Raw genomic sequence first — 15,773 nt, forward strand, 5'->3', positions numbered from 1 at the left:
TCCAACCCCCTCGACCACGATATTCTCCACCCCGTGACTGTGGGCAGCCCCAGAGCATCCCAGGTTCTCGTCCACAGCAGGATGACGTGCCCGTCACCGATGCCGTCACAATTGGCCGATTCTGTCGCTCATCGAAGACGCCACTCCACGCCTCGGGGGCCGGCGTTGACGATGGGGGTGTTGCCGGCGCGGGAGCGGACGCCCCAGGAGCCGTGGATGTGGCCGCAGACGACGAGGCGGGGGCGGGTGCGTTCGATGGTCTCGAGGACGGCGGTGCTGCCCATGTGGCGACCGGAGGCGTCGGCGTCGGCGTGGCCGCGCGGGGGGGAGTGGGATACGAGGACAGAGCCCTCGGGGCAGGGTGCGAGGAGGTCCCGCGCCTCGTCTTCCGTGAAGTCGTAGCTCCAGGCGCCGAACGGCGTCACCGGCACGCCGCCGCCGAGTCCGAAGAAGGGCACGCCGTCGATGTCGACGCCGTCTCCGTGCAGGACGTGAGCCGCCGGCCAGCTTTGGCACGCCGCGGTGAGTTCCTCGGCGGACTCGCCGTTTCCGGGCACGAGGACGGTCGGGGTCTCGATCGCGGCCAGGACTGCGACGATCGTGTCCAGGCCGCGCCGCTTCACGGCGAAGTCGCCCGCCCCGACGACCGCGTCGAAGCCGGCGGCGCGCTCGACGATCGACGTGGCGGCCGCGAGATCGGTGTGGAGATCGCTGAACAGCAGCAGACGCATGGCGAGTCGCTCCGTAGGTTGTGGACATGCGTGAACCGAAACTGCTCATCTACGGCGCCACGGGATATACCGGACGGCTCGCGGTGGCCGAGGCGGTGCGCTGCGGGCTGCGGCCCGTCGTCGCCGGCCGGGACCCGGAGAAGCTCGCGGCGCTGGCGTCGCCGGGGGCCGCGGCGCAGGGGCTGGAGACCCGGGCGTTCGGGCTGGACGACCCGGCTGCGCTTGTCGGCGCGCTGGAGGACGTTGCGGTCGTCCTCCATTGCGCGGGACCGTTCTCGCGCACCGCCTTCCCGATGTACGACGCCTGCCTGAAGACGGGCGCGCACTATCTCGATATCACCGGGGAGATCGATGTGTTCGAGGCGTTGGCCGCGCGCGGGGCGGAGGCCGCCGGGGCGGGCATCATGGTCCTGCCGGGGGTCGGGTTCGACGTCGTGCCGAGCGACTGCCTGATCGCGGACCTCGCCGCGCGGCACCCGGGCGGTCGCACGCTGAGGCTGGGGCTCGCGGCCCGCAGCGGCGCTTCCCGCGGCACCCTGCGCACGGTCACCCAGGCGATCGGGCAGTTTCGGGTCCGGCGCGATGGAGCGATCGCGACGGTGCGCCCCGGGCAACTGCGTCACGCGTTCGATTTCGGACCCCCGCCGGACGCCGCGCTCGTCGGCGTGCTGGGAGACGTGACGACGGCCTTTCATTCCACGGGAATACCGAACATCGAGACCTACCTGCAGGCGACCCGGCGCTTCACGCGCCTCACGCGGATCCTGCGCGGCTTCGGTCCGCTGCTCGCCGCGCGGACGGGACAGGCGCTGCTGAACGGCCTGCTCGACCGCGGGCCGGAGGGGCCGAGCGAGTCGGCGCGGCGGACGGCGCACGCGATCCTGGTCGCGGAGATCGAAGACGCGGAGGGGAGGCGGGTGGCGGCGCGCGTGCGGACGCCGGACCCCTACGGCTTCACCGCGACGGTGGCCGTCGCCATCGCCGCACGCGCGCTCGCCGGCGACTTCAAGCCGGGCTACCAGACCCCGTCTTCCGCCTACGGCGCGGAGCTGCTGCGGGAGTTCGATGGAGTGACGTGGGAAGTGCTTGACGATGAGCGGGGCTTCGTCACGCGCTAGGCCACGGCGCGGTAGTCCTCGATCTCCCTGAAGCCCAGGCCTTGCAGCGCCTCCCGGATATCCCGGCGCGCGCCGGGCGTGCCCACGGCGAGGAGCATGTACGGGCGGGCGGGCGCAGCGAACGCCGGGAGACCCTCCGGGCGGAGGACGACGGCGCCGTGGATGTTCTGCCCGATCTTGCGGGGGTCGAGGTCCACGAACGCCTCCACGGGGGGCACGCGACCCGCGGAGCTGGCCTGTTCGAGCCAGCCGCGCGCGAAGGCCTTGCCGACCTTGCCGGCGCCCCAGATCACGAGCGGCCGGCCCGCCGGCACGCGGCCGTTCGCGACGTGCATAATTTTCAGGCGCCGGAACGCGTCCGGGCTGTAGCGGTCCGACCGCTCCGACAACCGGTGCGGGCCCAGGCGCCACTCGTGGAGGACCCGCGGCACGTTCGTCATGCGGCAGCCCGCCGCGGCCAGCCGCAGGATGAGGTCGTAGTCCTCCGGCCCCCCGGCGTCGAGATAGCCGCCGGCCGCCTCGAAGGCGTCGCGCCGCACCATCAGCGTGGGGTGGGCGATCGGACACTCGACGAACAGGTCCCGCTCGACCGCGGCGGGGTCGGTGAGCCCGTTGATCCAGCGCTCGTAGCGGAGGTAGCCGGAGCCGGGCCGGGGGCGCGGGAAGTAGCGGACGCCCGTGCCGCACGCCGCGATCTCCGGGTGCCGGGCGAGGAGGCGGAGTTGCGCGGCCAGCCGGCCGGGGCGTGCCACGTCGTCGGCGTCCATGCGGGCGAGGAGCGGCGACCGCGCCTCGCCCGACAGCCGGCGCAGCGCCGCGACGATCCCCGAACCAGCGCGATCGACGAGGCGGACGCGGGGGTCGCGGTCTGCCCACGCCCGGAGCAGCGGCCCGGTGCCGTCTCTCGAACCGTCGTCGAGCGCGAGCACCTCGAAGCGCGGCTCGGACTGGGCGGCGAGGCTCTCTATGCACGCGCCCAGGAACGGTTCGGCGTCGCGGCACGGCAGAAGGATGGAGACGTGCGGCGAGACGGTTTCGGTCGCGGCGACTCCCGCTCCGGTCACGCGGACTCCGTTCACGCCGACTCCGCCGCGGCCGCGGAATCGAACGCCAGCCGCTTCGCCCGCGCGCGCAGGAAGGCGCCGGTGAGCGAGGTCTCGGACTCCGCGATGAGGGCGGGCGGGCCCGCCGCCACGATCCGGCCCCCGTCCTCCGCGGCCCCGGGCCCCATGTCGATGACCCAGTCGGCTTCCGCGACCACGTCGAGGTTGTGTTCGACGACGATGACGGTGTGCCCTTCCTTCACGAGTTCGCGCAGCACCGCGACGAGCGTGCCGACTTCCGCCACGCCGAGGCCGACGGTGGGCTCGTCGAGGATGTACAGCCTGTGCCCCGCACCTCCCCGGCGCGCGAGTTCGCGGGCGATCTTGAGGCGCTGCGCCTCCCCTCCGGAGAGCGTCGTGGCCGGCTGGCCGAGCCGAAGATACCCGAGACCCACCCGTTGCAGTTGCCACAGCCGGGCGCCGAGGCGGTCGTGCCGGATGAAGAAGCGAATCGCCTCGTCCACGGTCATGTCGAGGGCGTCGCGGATCGAGCGGCCGCGGATCCCGACCTCCAGCACCTCCGGTCGGTAGCGCGAGCCCCCGCACGCCTCGCAGGGCACGGAGACGTCGGCCAGGAAGACCATCTCCACCGTCTCCTCTCCCGCGCCCTTGCATTGCTCGCAGCGTCCGCCCGGACGGTTGAAGGAGAAATATCCCGCCTCGTATCCGCGGGAGCGCGCTTCCGGGAGGGCGGCGTATGCGTTCCTCAGCGCGGTGAAGGCTCCGATGTAGGTCGCGGGATTCGAGCGCGGGGTGCGGCCGATGGGCCGCTGGTCGACGAGCACGACATCCTCGAGGAGTTCCGCGCCTTCGAGCCGGTCCCAGGCGCCGGCGGGCTCGCCCAGGTGCGGCTTGGCTGAGGACCGGTCCGTGATCTCCCGCTCGAGGGCGTGGTACAGCACCCCCCGGATGAGCGTCGACTTCCCGGAGCCGGATACGCCGGTGACGAGCGTGAGCGACCCCAGCGGGATCGCCACGTCCACGTCCCGCACGTTGTGCAGGCGGGCACCGCGCAGGGCGAGCCGCGGACCGTCGCCCCCCCGGGCGCCGGCCTCCCGTGCGCCACCCCGCCGCATGCCGCCCTGTCCGGCGGCGGCCGCCCGCCGCGCAAGGGCCTGTCCCGTTCCGGTCTCCGCCGCGAGGAGGTCGTCCCAGCCGCCCTCGAACACGATCTCGCCGCCCTGTTCCCCGGCCCGGGGGCCCAGTTCCACGATGCGGTCGGCCCGTGCCAGCACTGCGGGCTCGTGCTCGACGACGAGGACGGTGTTCCCGCGGCCGGCGAGCCGCTCGAGGACGCCGGTGAAAGCGTCGATGTCGTGCGGGTGAAGGCCGATCGTGGGTTCGTCGAGGACGTAGAGCGTGCCGACCAGCCGGCTCCCGAGACAGCTGGCGAGGCGGATCCTCTGCATCTCCCCTCCGGAGAGGGATCGGGCCTGTCGGTCCAGCGTCAGGTACCCGAGCCCGACTTCCGCGAGAAACGAGGTCCGGTGCTCGAGTTCGCGCAGGATCGTCGCCGCCACGTGACGCTGGAAGGGGGTGAGGTCGAGGCCTTCGGCGAGCCAGGCGGAGATCTCCTTCACCGTCCAGCGGGCGACCTCGGCGATGTGCCGCCCCCCGACGCGCACGTTCAGCGCCTCCGGCTTCAGGCGGTAGCCCTCGCAGTCGGAACACCGCTCCGGAAGCTGATACTGGCGCAGGAAGACGCGGATGTACGCTTTGTACCGCTTTTTCTCCTTCGAGCGGAGGAAGGGGATCACGCCCCGGAAGCGCTCCTCCGCGTACCTCCCTCCGTTCAACAGGACGTCGCGGCCCTCCTCGGGAAGCGCCTCCCACGGGAGGGTCGGGTCCAGCCCGGAGGCGGCGGCGAACTGTCTCAGGCGCGAGCGCTCGCGCCGGTAGCGGGGCTTCGACCACGGATCGAGGGCCCCCTCCTCCAGCGAACGGCCCGCGTCGGGAACGATGAGTTCGGGGGAGTACTCCAGCACGGCGCCGAACCCCGTGCAAGTATCGCACGCGCCGGCGGGGCTGTTGAAGCTGAACAGCTGGGGGGTGGGCCGCGGAAACGCGGCGCCGCAGGGCCCGCAGCGATGGGCCTCTTCAAAGTCGCGGCGCTCGGGGGTCGAGGCGCCGCGGGGCCAGACGAGCGCGACGGCGGCGCCCCTTCCCTCGGCGAAGGCGGCCGCGAGCGAGTCCGCGATGCGTTCCCGGTCCTCGGGCCGGGAGCCGACCCGGTCCACGACTACGAGCGCCTCCCGCGCCTGCGTCAACGCGCGCGTGGCGTCCCCTTCTCCCTCTTCTTCTCCCTCCAGATCGATGTCCGGCAGGTAGAGTTCGCGGCCGTCGGCGAGGAGGCGGACGTACCCCCGCGCCCTGAGGTTCTGCACCACTCTCGCGCCATCCGCGCGCTCCTCGGGGGGGACGGGGAAGGCGATGGCGAGCCGCGCGTCGGGACCGGCATCGAGGAGCGCGTCGGTGGCCGAGGTCACGGTGTCCGGCACGACGGCACGGCCGCACTGCGGACACACGGTCGTCCCCACGCGCGCCCACAGCAGTCTCAGGTAGTCGTAGACCTCCGTGATCGTGCCCACGGTGGAGCGGCTCGACTGCACCCGGTTGCTCTGGTCGATGGCGACGGAGGGGCTCACGCCCTCGACGAGGTCGACGGCGGGCTTCGGCATCCGCTCGAGAAACTGCTTGGCGTAGGTGGACAGCGACTCGATGTACCGCCGCTGTCCCTCGGCGTAGATCGTGTCGAAGGCGAGGCTGGATTTCCCCGAGCCGGAAGGCCCGGTGAGGACGGTGAGGGCCCCGCGCTCGATGTCGATATCGACGCCCTTGAGGTTGTGCTGCCGGGCGCCCCGGACCCGGATTCGCTCGCTCATGGAAGCATGATGGGCGGCGGCGACGGGGGGCGCCAACGTGATTGGACCGGAGGCGGCGAGTTCGTACTATGGGGCATGCAAGCGCCGGACGGTCCCCTCCAGGAAGAAGAAGCGCTCGGGAAGGCGTACGACGCCCGTCTCATGAAGCGTCTGCTCGGGTACCTGAGACCGTACCGGGGCAGAGTCGCGCTCGCGGTGCTCATGCTCGTGGCCGCCTCGGGTCTCGCCCTCGTCGGCCCCTGGCTGACGATGGAGGTCATCGACCACGCGATCCCGGACGGCGATTTCGGCGCCATCCGCACGCTCGCGATCCTCTTCTTCGTCTCGCTCCTCCTCTCCGGGCTCCTGGAGTACGGGCGCACGATCCTGACCACTTGGATCGGGCAGAACGTGATGCTCGACCTGAGGCAGGAGATCTTCCGGCACCTGCAGCGCCTGCGGCTCGCGTATTTCGACCGCAACCCGGTCGGACGCCTGATGACGCGGCTCACGAGCGACGTCGAGGTCTTGAACGAGATGTTCACCTCCGGGGTCGTGACGATCTTCGGGGACGTGTTCACGGTCGCCTTCATCATGATCGCCATGCTGGTCATGGACTGGCGGCTCGCGCTCGTGACGTTCGCGGTCCTCCCGCTCGTGTTCGTGGCCGCCTGGCTCTTCCGCAAGAAGGTGCGCGAGGCGTACCGCGACATCAGGATCCGGCTCGCGCGCATCAACGCCTTCCTGCAGGAACGGATCACGGGGGCGCGCGTCGTGCAGCTGTTCCGGCAGGAGCGGGCGGCGACGCGATGGTTCGGCGAGATCAACGACGACCACCTCGAGGCCCACCTGCGCTCGATCACGTACTACGCGCTCTTCTTTCCCGTCATCGAGGTGCTCGCGTCCGTCGCGCTCGCGCTCATCATCTGGTACGGAGGCAACCAGGCCCTCCAGGGGACGCTCACGATCGGGGTCATCGCGGCCTTCCTGCAGTACGCGAGACGGTTCTTCCGCCCCATCCAGGACCTGTCCGAGAAGTACAACATCCTGCAGGGCGCGATGGCGAGTTCGGAGCGGATCTTCCGGCTCCTGGACGAGGCGCCGGGGATCGAGGATCCGAAGAACCCGACGGAGCTTCCGGCGCGCGTGAAGGGCCGCATCGAGTTCGAGGACGTCTGGTTCCGGTACCTGTCGCCGGAGGAGGACGCGGCGGGTGTCACGACGCCCGCCCTGGCCCACGCGGCGGCCTGGGAAGGTGCGGAGGGGCGGCTCGACGAGGACGCGCCGGACGACGGCTGGGTGCTGCGCGGCATCAGCTTCACGGCGGAGCCGGGACAGCGGCTCGCGGTCGTCGGGGCGACCGGCGCGGGCAAGACGACGCTGTTCAGCCTTCTCATGCGCTTTTACGAGCCGCAGCGGGGGCGCATCACGCTGGACGGGGTCGACATCCGGGACCTCCGGCTCGCCGACCTTCGGCACCGGATGGGCCTCGTGCTGCAGGACGTCTATCTCTTCTCGGGCTCGGCCGCGAACAACATCGCGCTCGACCGGGAGGCCGTGGGGAGGGACGAGATCCGCGAGGCGGCCCGTCAGGTCGGGGTCGACCGGCACCTCGCGCGGCTGCCGAAGAAGTACGACGAGCCGCTGAGCGAGCGGGGCGGGAATCTGTCGGTCGGCGAGCGCCAGTTGGTGTCCTTCGCCCGCGCGCTGGCCGGCGACCCGCCCATCCTGCTCCTCGACGAGGCGACGAGTTCGGTGGACTCGGAGATCGAGGCGGAGATCCAGGCGGCGCTGGAGCGCCTGATGGAGGGGCGGACGAGTCTCGTCATCGCCCACCGGCTCTCCACCATCCAGGGGGCCGATCGCATCCTCGTGCTCCACCACGGACGCATCAGCGAATCCGGCACGCACGAGACGCTGCTCGAGAGCGGCGGCCTCTACGCGCAACTCCACCGCCTCCAGTTCCAGAAGCCGACGGCCGCCGCATGAACGCCGCGCTGGACTGGGCGGCGGCGCTGGACCCGCGCCTCGTGCTCGTGGCCCTTCTCGTGGCCCTGAACCTCTGGGCGACGGGCATCACCGCGCTTTCCAAGGCGCCGAGGCGAGAAAAGGTGCTGTGGGTCGCGGTGATCTTCCTCTGCCCGATTGTCGGCAGCGTGCTCTGGTTCGTGTTCGGCCCGAAGCTCTGGGCGGAGAAGCGCTGACGGCGTTACCGGCGGCCGCGGCCGCGGGTCAGGACGGCCAGAGGGGGCGCAGGAGATCCGCCGTGCGGTCGGCGGCGCCGGCGCCCGCCTCGACGAACGCGCGGGCCGCCCGGCCGTGGCGCCGGCGGCGAGGCGGGCGGGCCAGCCCGGTCAGGGTGTCCGCGAGCGCGCCGGCCGGGGAGACGAGCGCGCCGCCGGCCGACGCGAGGGCGCGGGCGTCGGCCCGGTCGTGGCGCGGGCCGAAGACGACGGGCAGCCCGGCCGCGGCGGGCTCGAGGACGTTGTGGAGCCCGGTGCCCCCGAGGCCACCGCCGACGTAGGCCACATCGCCCGCCGCGTACAGCTCGGCGAGCCGGCCGACCTCGTCGAAGACGACGACGGAGGCGTCGGGCTCCGCGGCGGCATCGCCGATCTCGCTCCAGCGGACGACGCGTTCCCCGCGGGCCGCGCACGACGCGACGAGGGCGTTCACGTGCGCGGCGGTCGGCTCGTGCGGCGCGATCACGAGCTGCCAGCCCGGGCCGCCGTCGCGCCGCACGGCCGCCGCGGCATCGAGCAACGCGCGCTCGTCCGCGGGCCACGTCGAACCGGCGACGAGCCGCGGGACCGCCCCGTCCGACGCTCCGTCCGACGCTCCGAGCGCGGCGCGGAAAGACGCGGCCGCGCCGCCCGCCCGAGCCCGATCGGCCCGTTCGAGTGCCAGGTCGAACGCCGCGTCCCCCGTCACCGCCAGCGCCCCGGGCCGGACGCCGAGCGCCTCGAGTCGCCGCGCGTCCTCCGGGCTCGCGGCGCCGACCGCGTCCAGCCGCGCGTACGACGCGCGGAAGAGCCGGCGGGCGAGGGCGCCGGAGCGCCGGCTCCCATCGCGGACGGTGCCGTTGATGAGCGCGGCCGGCACTCCCGCGCGCGCGGCCGCCGCCACGAGTCCGGGCCACACGTCCAGCTTCGCGAACACAAGCAGGCCGGGCCGCAGGGCGGCGAGCGCGGCATCGCAGTCGCGCGCGCGGTCGAGCGGCGGCGGGCCGGCGTGATCCGGATCGATCCACGCGAGCGCCGCCCGGCCCGAGGGCGATCCGTACGTAACGACGAGCTGCGCCCGCGCCCCCGCGCGCGACCCGGATCGTGCGCCGCGCAGGCACCAGATGGCCGGCGCGGCGCCGAGCAGTTCACCGGCGGAAGCGCCGTGCAGCCACACGAGCGGCCCGGGCTCCCGGCCCCGCCCCCAGGCGGCCAGCTCCGCGGCACCGCGCCGCCGGGCCGCCACCGCCCGCGCGATGTCCGGCCGGGCACGCCGGAGCAGGGGCCCCGCCGCGAGGGCGATGCCGGCGGCCACCTCCGTCAGGCGCGCGCCGGCGTTCACGGCCGCCGCCCGGAGCTTTTCGCCCGCATCCCGTCTCCATATTCTCCCGCGTGCGCTATCTCGGGAACAAAACGAAGCTCGTCCCCTTCCTGCTGGAGACCGTGGACGGGTTCCAGGAGACGCCCGGCGTCGCCTGCGACCCGTTCGCCGGCACCGCCAGCGTGTCGGCGGCGCTCAAGGAGAAGGGCTGGCAGGTCCATGCGGGCGACCTGATGGCGTCCTCCTACGCCCTCCAAGTCGCGCGGGTGCAACTCGACGCGGCCCCGCGGTATCCCGCCTCGCTCCTCCCGGCGGCGGCCCGCAACGGAAGGCGGGAGATCGGCTACCACGCCCTGCTCGAGGGGCTGGCCGAACTCGATGATCCCGGCGGCGACGGTAGCGGTGATCTCCGGGACGGGGAGGAGCCGGACGGCGGGTTCATCTCCGAGCACTACTCGAGCGACGAGACCGCCGGGCGGGCGCACGGGCGCATGTACTTCTCCCCCGAGAACGGACGGAAGATCGATCGGGTCCGGAGGCGGATCGAGCGCTGGACGCGCGGGACCTCCCACAGCGAAGCCGCGGCCCAACTCCTCATCGCGACGCTCATCGAGGCCGCCGACCGCGTGGCGAACACGACGGGCGTGTACGCCTCCTTCGTGAAGACGATGCAGCCGAACGCCCTGCGCCCGCTCGAGCTTCGCCCCATCGACCCGACGCCGCGCGAGGAAGGCGCCGGCGCCTGCAGCGCGTTCCGCGGACCCGCCGCCCGCCTCCTGGAATCCATCGGTCCCGTCGATCTCGTCTATCTCGACCCCCCTTACAACGGCCGGCAGTATCCCGCGTATTATCACATCCCGGAACTCCTCGCGCTCGGCTGGGCCACGCCGCCCGAGATCCGCGGAAAGACGGGACTCATTCCCGACGAGGCGCTGCGCTCGGACTGGTGCCGGAAGCACCGGGCCCCGGACGCGCTACGGGAGGTGCTGGAGGCCGCGGACGGACGCCACATCCTGTTCAGCTACAACGACGAGGGGCACCTGGACCGCGCCGCCATCGAAGCGGCGCTGCGCGAACGCGGCCTGCCCGACACCTACGCCTTCCACGACCGGCCCTACCGCCGCTACCGGAGCGACGCGGACGGCCCAGGGCGGAGCTACCTGCGCGACGACGTGCGGGAACACCTCCACTACGTGAGGTGCGCGTGAGCCGCGCGCGCCGGAGAACCGCGCTCGTGCTGCTCCTGCTGTGCGCGGGCGGCTGCTCGCCGGCGTACGTCCTGCGCGCCGGCTGGGAGGAGGCCCGCATCCTCGCGGCGCGCCGCCCCATCCGGGCCGTGATCCACGACACGACCGTGGCCCGCGAGACCCGCGACAAGTTGCGGCTCGTCCTCGACGCGAGAGACTTCGCGGAACGCGACCTCGGGCTGCGCGCGGGGGCCAGCTACGAGTCGTTCACACAGCTCCACCGCGACACGCTGGTCCTGATCGTGCTCGCCGCCCCGGAGTTCGATCTGCGTTGGAAAACGTGGTGGTTCCCCATCGTCGGCGACGTCCCGTACAAGGGATACTTCGACTTCGACGACGCCCGCGCGGAGGCCGCCAGCCTGGCCGAGGAAGGCTACGACGTCTCGGTCCGGCCGGTCTCCGCCTTCTCGACGCTGGGTTGGTTCCCCGACCCCATCATGTCGACGACGCTGCGCCTCGACAGCCTCGGGATCGTCGAGACGGTGATCCACGAGATCACGCACAGCACGTACTTCCCCACCGGCCAGGCCGATTTCAACGAGAGCTTCGCGAACTTCGTCGGGTACCGCGGCGCCATCGAGTTCTTCTGCGAGGCGGTGACGGACGAGAGCGCCTGCGTGCGGGCGCAGTGGAGGTGGGAGGACACGCGCCTGTTCGGCGACTTCTTCCATTCCATCCTCGCACCGCTGGAGGAGGTGTACGCCTCTGCCCTGCCCGACGAGGCGAAGCGGGCGGCCAAGCGCGAGGTGTTCGAGGCGGCGGCCCAACGCTTCGAGACGGAGTACAAGCCGCGGCTGCACGCGCAGTACAGATCGATCGACCCGGACGGGCTCGACAACGCGTGGATGATCTCGCGCCTTCTCTACTACACGAGACTGGATGACTTCGAGCGCGTGTTCGAGTCGCACGGCGGCCTGGTACCCTCCGTCCAGGCGCTGATGCGGGAGGCCGCGGACGGCGACCCGTGGGAGGCCCTGACGCGTCTGCTGGATCGGGAGACTTCGAGATGACGGAACCGTTCGCCTGTGTGCGCTGCGACCGCGACGACGGGGGCCGGATCGAGCGCCTCCCGTTCCCGAGCGAACTCGGCGAGCGGATCGTGGCCGAGATCTGCGCCGCCTGCTGGGAGGAGTGGAAGAAGCGGCAGATGCTCCTCATCAACCACTACGGGCTCAAGCTCCACGAAGCCGCGTCGCGCGAGTTCCTCTACAAGAACCTCCGGATCCACCTCTTCGGCGAGGAGGGCACCGCCGCCCCCATCGACACCGGCGCGGAAGGCTCCGTCGACTGGTAGGACGCGCTCCCTACGAGACGACGAGGTTCAGCATGCGGTCCGGGACGTGGATCACCTTGCGGATCGCGACCCCGTCGAGGCGCCGGATCACGTTCGCCTCGGCCAGCGCCGCCTCGCGAACGACATCTTCCGGGGCTCCGCGCGCGACGCGGATCGTCGCCCGCAGCCGGCCGTTCACCTGTACCGGAAGCTCCACCTCGTCGACCATGAGCTTGCGCTCGTCCCAGGCCGGCCACTCGGCGTGATCGAAGAGGCTCGACGCGCCGCCGAGGCGGGCCCATAGCTCTTCGGCGATGTGGGGCGCGACGGGCGCGATCAGGATCACGAGCGGCCGCACCTCGTCGATCGAGGCCGTGCGCCCGCCGGCGCGCAGCGTGTTCAGGTAGTCCATGGCCGCGGCGATCGCCGTGTTGTAGCTCAGCGCCTCCAGATCCTCCGAGATCTGCCGGATCGTGGCGTGCAGCGCCCGCTCCACGCCCGGATCATCGAATCCCGTGCGCTCCGCCTCCGCGGCGGCCGTCACACTGTCCCATACCTTCTTCAGGAAGCGATCGGGACCAGCCAGACCGCTGTCGCGGAAGTCCCCGCCGCGCTGGAATGGGCCGAGGAACATGAGGTACATGCGGAACGTGTCCGCGCCGTAGCGTTGGATGTACTGGTCCGGAAGGATCACGTTGCCGCGCGACTTCGAGATCTTGGCGCCGTCCCGGATGAGGAGGCCGTGTTTGCGGAAGCGGTCGTACGGTTCCTCGAACTCGAGGTGCCCGAGGTCGTGCAGCACCATCGTGAGGAAGCGGGAGTAGAGGAGGTGGAGGACGGAGTGTTCCTCGCCTCCGATGTAGCTGCTGACGGGTAGCCACGCCTGCGTCCGCTCGGGGTCGAACGGGCGGTCGTCGAACTCGGTCGAGGGATAGCGCAGGAAGTACCAGCCCGAGTCGAGGAAGGTGTCGGAGACGTCGGTCTCGCGCCGGGCGTCGGCGCCGCACGCCGGACACACCGCCGTGTAGAACTCCGGGTCGCGCGCGAGCGGGCTCACGCCCGTCGCCGTGGGGCGGAAGTCCTCCACGTACGGGAGGACGACGGGGAGGTCCTCCTCCGGCACCGCCTGCGGACCGCAACTGTCGCAGTAGATGATGGGGATCGGGGGTCCCCAGTAGCGCTGCCGGGAGATGCACCAGTCGTGCAGCCGGTAGTTGACCTCGGCCGCCGCGAGCCCGCGCTCCGCCAGCCATTCCGTGATCGCGCGCCCGCCCGCGTCGGCCTCCATCCCGCTGAAGCGCCCGGAGTTCACGAGCATCTCATCGGCGGTGTGCTCGACGAAGGCGGCCTCCGCCTCGCCCCCTCCGATGTCCGCGGGATCCGCACCCTCCGGGAGCGCCGCGCGGGAGCACACGACCTGGACGATGGACAACCCGAACTGGCGCGCGAAATCGAAGTCCCGCTGATCGTGTCCGGGCACGGCCATGATCGCGCCGGTGCCGTAGTCCATGAGGACGTAGTCGGCGACCCACACGGGGATGTCCTCCCCGGTGGCCGGGTTCCGCGCGTACCCGCCGGTGAACACGCCCGTCTTGTCGCGATCGTCCGTCTTCTGCCGTTCCACGAGATCGACGGCCGCGGCCGCCCGCACGTAGGCCTCCACCTCGGCGCGCCGCTCGTCCGTCGTGAGCCGCTCGACGAGGGGATGCTCCGGCGCCAGCACCATGAAGGTCGCGCCGAAGAGCGTGTCGGGGCGGGTGGTGAACACCTCGATCCGGTCCGCCTGCCCGGCCCCCGCGTCGCCCGACCCCGCCGCCGCACCCGAACTCGCCGTGGCGCCCGAGAGCGGGAAGTGCAGCCGCGCGCCGTCGGAGCGGCCGATCCAGTTGCGCTGGGCCGTCTTCGTCGTCTCCGACCAGTCGATCCAGTCCAGGTTGTCGAGCAGGCGCTGCGCGTATTCCGTGATCCGGAAGAACCACTGGCTCAGCATCCGCTGTTCGACCGCGGCGTCGCACCGCTCGCACAGCCCGGCGATCACCTGTTCGTTCGCGAGGACCGTCTGGCACTGCGGGCACCAGTTGACCGCGGCCTCCTTCTTCTCCGCGAGGCCCGCCCTGAAGAGCTGGACGAAGATCCACTGCGTCCACTTGTAGTAGCGGGGGTCCGTCGTATCGACCGTGCGGGACCAGTCGGTCATGAGCCCCGCCGCCCTCAGCATCCGCTCGAAGTTGCGGATGTTCGAGGGGATCAGCTCCATCGGGTGCGTGTCGACCTTGAGCGCGTGGTTCTCCGAGTGGATGCCGAACGCGTCGTATCCGATGGGCTCGAAGACGTCGTCGCCCCGCAGGCGGCGGAAGCGCCCGTAGATGTCGGCCCCCGTGAAGGCGTACAGGTTGCCCACGTGGAGCCCCTCGGCCGACGGATAGGGGTACATCATGAGGTTGAAGAACGGACGCTCGGCTCCATCGAGGTCGGGCTCGTTCGTCCCGTTCTCCTCCCACCAGGCCTGCCACCGGGATTCGATGGCGATCGGGTCGTACATGGGTCGCGGGTCCGCTCCGTCTACGGGATCACGCCGGGGAGATGCACCAGCGGCGGTGGCAAAAGCCGAGACGGCGGCACCCTGCGGAGGCCGCCGTCCGGCCGCACAAGATGGGGCCGGAACGGCGGCCGAACAACTTGGGGCTACTCTTCCTGGCCGGGACCCGGGACCATGTGGTCGAGGCTGAACTTCCCGCTGCCCGTCGTCCACAGGAAGAGGAAGATGGCGCAGTACAGGACGGCCAGTTCTCCACCGTTCACGATCGGCACGAGCTCCATCTCGCGGCCGAAGAAGTGGCGCCACCAGTAGACGACCGCGAAGTGCCCCGTGAGGATGAAGGCGACCAAGCGCGTCCGGATCCCGAGGACGATCAGGATCGGCAGGAAGAACTCAATGAGTCCCGCGATGCCCACCGGCCAGGAAAACCAGTTGCCGACGGCTTCCCTTCCGAACCAGCCGAGCAGCTTCTGGGCTCCGTGCTGCCACAACATGAGGCCGGCGGTGACCCGGAGCACGGCGTGAGTGGTTTCCTTCGAGACGGGTGCATTCATGACGCCTCCCATAAAGGGGGGCTCCGGCGTCCGGCGCCGCTTGCAGGCCCGGAAGTACCGCCGTAGCCTTGCGACCCATGATGCCGGTTGATTCTCCGCGCGCACAAGACGGGGAGCTCGAGGGCGAGATCCCCGTTCGTATTCCGCTCGCCCTTCTGCTGACCCTCAGAGACCTCGACACGCCCGAAGATCCGCGGGAACTCGAGGAAGTGGACCTCTCCCTGAACCTCCGCCGCCGACTCGGGCTGTCGAGTGTCGTGCTCAAGCAGATTCGCCGTTACGAGGAGGATGGCGGGGATGTGCCCGCGACCGAGGTGGCGAACCTGTTCGAACTCGTCGCGCGGCGGGTCGATGCTCCGGAGATCTTCGCCTCCACGGGACGCCGGATCACGCGTGAGGCCTTCGGCCCCGGCGGGCGCGTGATGCTGCGCTTCGGGTGGCGGCTGATCCCCCTCGGTCTCCGGCGGATCCTTGCCTGGGGGCGAGCGAAGAAGATCGCCCGCCGCCTCAGTCCCTCCTCGGAGATCCGGATGGCGAAGGGGTTGAACGGGCTCGTGATCCGGCGCGGCCTCCCCCTGCTGGCCACAGCGGCCAAGGACGGGCGCGGCTGCGAGATCCTGTCCGGGATCATCGACGAGTCGTTCCGGACGTTTCGGGCAGTGGAGAGCGATGTCTCACACCCGCGGTGCGAAACTCTGGGGGAGGATCACTGCCTGTGGGTGGTCGACGCGGTGGACGCGTGCTAGCTAGTTCTCGTCCGTAAATCGCTTCATGGCAGAGCTTTACCGGCGTGTTTTCACCAGT

Annotated in this window: 13 protein-coding genes; 7 read left to right on the plus strand and 6 right to left on the minus strand. The window is 71.2% G+C overall.

What is annotated here, in order from left to right:
• Nucleotides 1-128: 128 nt before the first annotated feature.
• Nucleotides 129-731, minus strand: coding sequence for a metallophosphoesterase family protein (locus RN743_RS06375; protein WP_310777745.1), 603 nt, complete (start codon nt 729-731; stop codon nt 129-131).
• 26 nt (nt 732-757) lie between these two features.
• Here RN743_RS06375 and RN743_RS06380 point away from each other — a divergent pair, with 26 nt between their 5' ends.
• Entirely contained in the window at nt 758-1,849 is a 1,092-nt protein-coding gene (locus RN743_RS06380) for a saccharopine dehydrogenase NADP-binding domain-containing protein (RefSeq protein WP_310777749.1), read from the plus strand.
• Here RN743_RS06380 and RN743_RS06385 read toward each other — a convergent pair.
• Nucleotides 1,846-2,913 carry a glycosyltransferase gene (locus tag RN743_RS06385; protein WP_310777751.1) on the minus strand — a complete coding sequence of 356 codons (1,068 nt, stop codon included), beginning with the start codon at nt 2,911-2,913 and terminating at the stop codon, nt 1,846-1,848. The genes RN743_RS06380 and RN743_RS06385 overlap by 4 nt on opposite strands.
• 11 nt (nt 2,914-2,924) lie before the next feature.
• Nucleotides 2,925-5,834, minus strand: coding sequence for an excinuclease ABC subunit UvrA (gene uvrA, locus RN743_RS06390; RefSeq protein WP_310777755.1), 2,910 nt, complete (start codon nt 5,832-5,834; stop codon nt 2,925-2,927).
• A gap of 75 nt (nt 5,835-5,909) precedes the next feature.
• Between uvrA and RN743_RS06395 the strand changes: the two genes are divergently transcribed.
• Both RN743_RS06395 and RN743_RS06400 read left to right on the plus strand, forming a co-directional pair.
• Complete coding sequence (locus RN743_RS06395; RefSeq protein ID WP_310777757.1) at nt 5,910-7,802, plus strand: ABC transporter ATP-binding protein; 1,893 nt, start codon at nt 5,910-5,912, stop codon at nt 7,800-7,802.
• Nucleotides 7,799-8,017 carry a PLD nuclease N-terminal domain-containing protein gene (locus RN743_RS06400; RefSeq protein ID WP_310777760.1) on the plus strand — a complete coding sequence of 73 codons (219 nt, stop codon included), beginning with the start codon at nt 7,799-7,801 and terminating at the stop codon, nt 8,015-8,017. Before RN743_RS06395 ends, RN743_RS06400 begins: the two co-directional genes overlap by 4 nt.
• A gap of 28 nt (nt 8,018-8,045) precedes the next feature.
• On the opposite strand, the gene RN743_RS06405 is transcribed toward RN743_RS06400, so the two are convergent.
• Nucleotides 8,046-9,377 (minus strand): glycosyltransferase N-terminal domain-containing protein, encoded by a 1,332-nt coding sequence (locus RN743_RS06405; RefSeq protein ID WP_310777762.1) that lies wholly within the window; start codon nt 9,375-9,377, stop codon nt 8,046-8,048.
• Nucleotides 9,378-9,427: 50 nt separating this feature from the next.
• On the opposite strand from RN743_RS06405, the gene RN743_RS06410 reads away from it, so the two are divergent.
• From RN743_RS06410 to RN743_RS06420, 3 genes are read left to right on the plus strand one after another with little or no spacing between them, the layout of a single operon-like run.
• Entirely contained in the window at nt 9,428-10,564 is a 1,137-nt protein-coding gene (locus RN743_RS06410) for a DNA adenine methylase (protein ID WP_310777765.1), read from the plus strand.
• A complete protein-coding gene (locus RN743_RS06415) occupies nt 10,561-11,613 on the plus strand; it encodes an aminopeptidase (protein ID WP_310777768.1) in 1,053 nt (350 codons plus the stop codon). The genes RN743_RS06410 and RN743_RS06415 overlap by 4 nt, the downstream gene beginning before the upstream one ends.
• Nucleotides 11,610-11,897, plus strand: coding sequence for a Fe(2+)-trafficking protein (locus RN743_RS06420; protein ID WP_310777771.1), 288 nt, complete (start codon nt 11,610-11,612; stop codon nt 11,895-11,897). Before RN743_RS06415 ends, RN743_RS06420 begins: the two co-directional genes overlap by 4 nt.
• A gap of 10 nt (nt 11,898-11,907) precedes the next feature.
• Here the strand turns inward: RN743_RS06420 and leuS are convergent, their stop codons facing one another.
• Together leuS and RN743_RS06430 are read right to left on the minus strand one after the other, a co-directional pair.
• Nucleotides 11,908-14,418, minus strand: a complete 2,511-nt coding sequence (gene leuS / locus RN743_RS06425) for a leucine--tRNA ligase (protein WP_310777774.1) — start codon at nt 14,416-14,418, stop codon at nt 11,908-11,910.
• 143 nt (nt 14,419-14,561) lie between these two features.
• Nucleotides 14,562-14,969: a DoxX family protein gene (locus RN743_RS06430; protein WP_310777777.1), complete on the minus strand. Its 408-nt coding sequence runs from the start codon at nt 14,967-14,969 to the stop codon at nt 14,562-14,564.
• Nucleotides 14,970-15,046: 77 nt separating this feature from the next.
• Here RN743_RS06430 and RN743_RS06435 point away from each other — a divergent pair, with 77 nt between their 5' ends.
• Nucleotides 15,047-15,715, plus strand: a complete 669-nt coding sequence (locus RN743_RS06435; protein WP_310777779.1) for a hypothetical protein — start codon at nt 15,047-15,049, stop codon at nt 15,713-15,715.
• Nucleotides 15,716-15,773 lie beyond the last annotated feature (58 nt).

The sequence above is a fragment of the Candidatus Palauibacter scopulicola genome, assembly GCF_947581915.1.
GTDB classification, from domain to species: Bacteria; Gemmatimonadota; Gemmatimonadetes; order Palauibacterales; family Palauibacteraceae; genus Palauibacter; species Palauibacter scopulicola.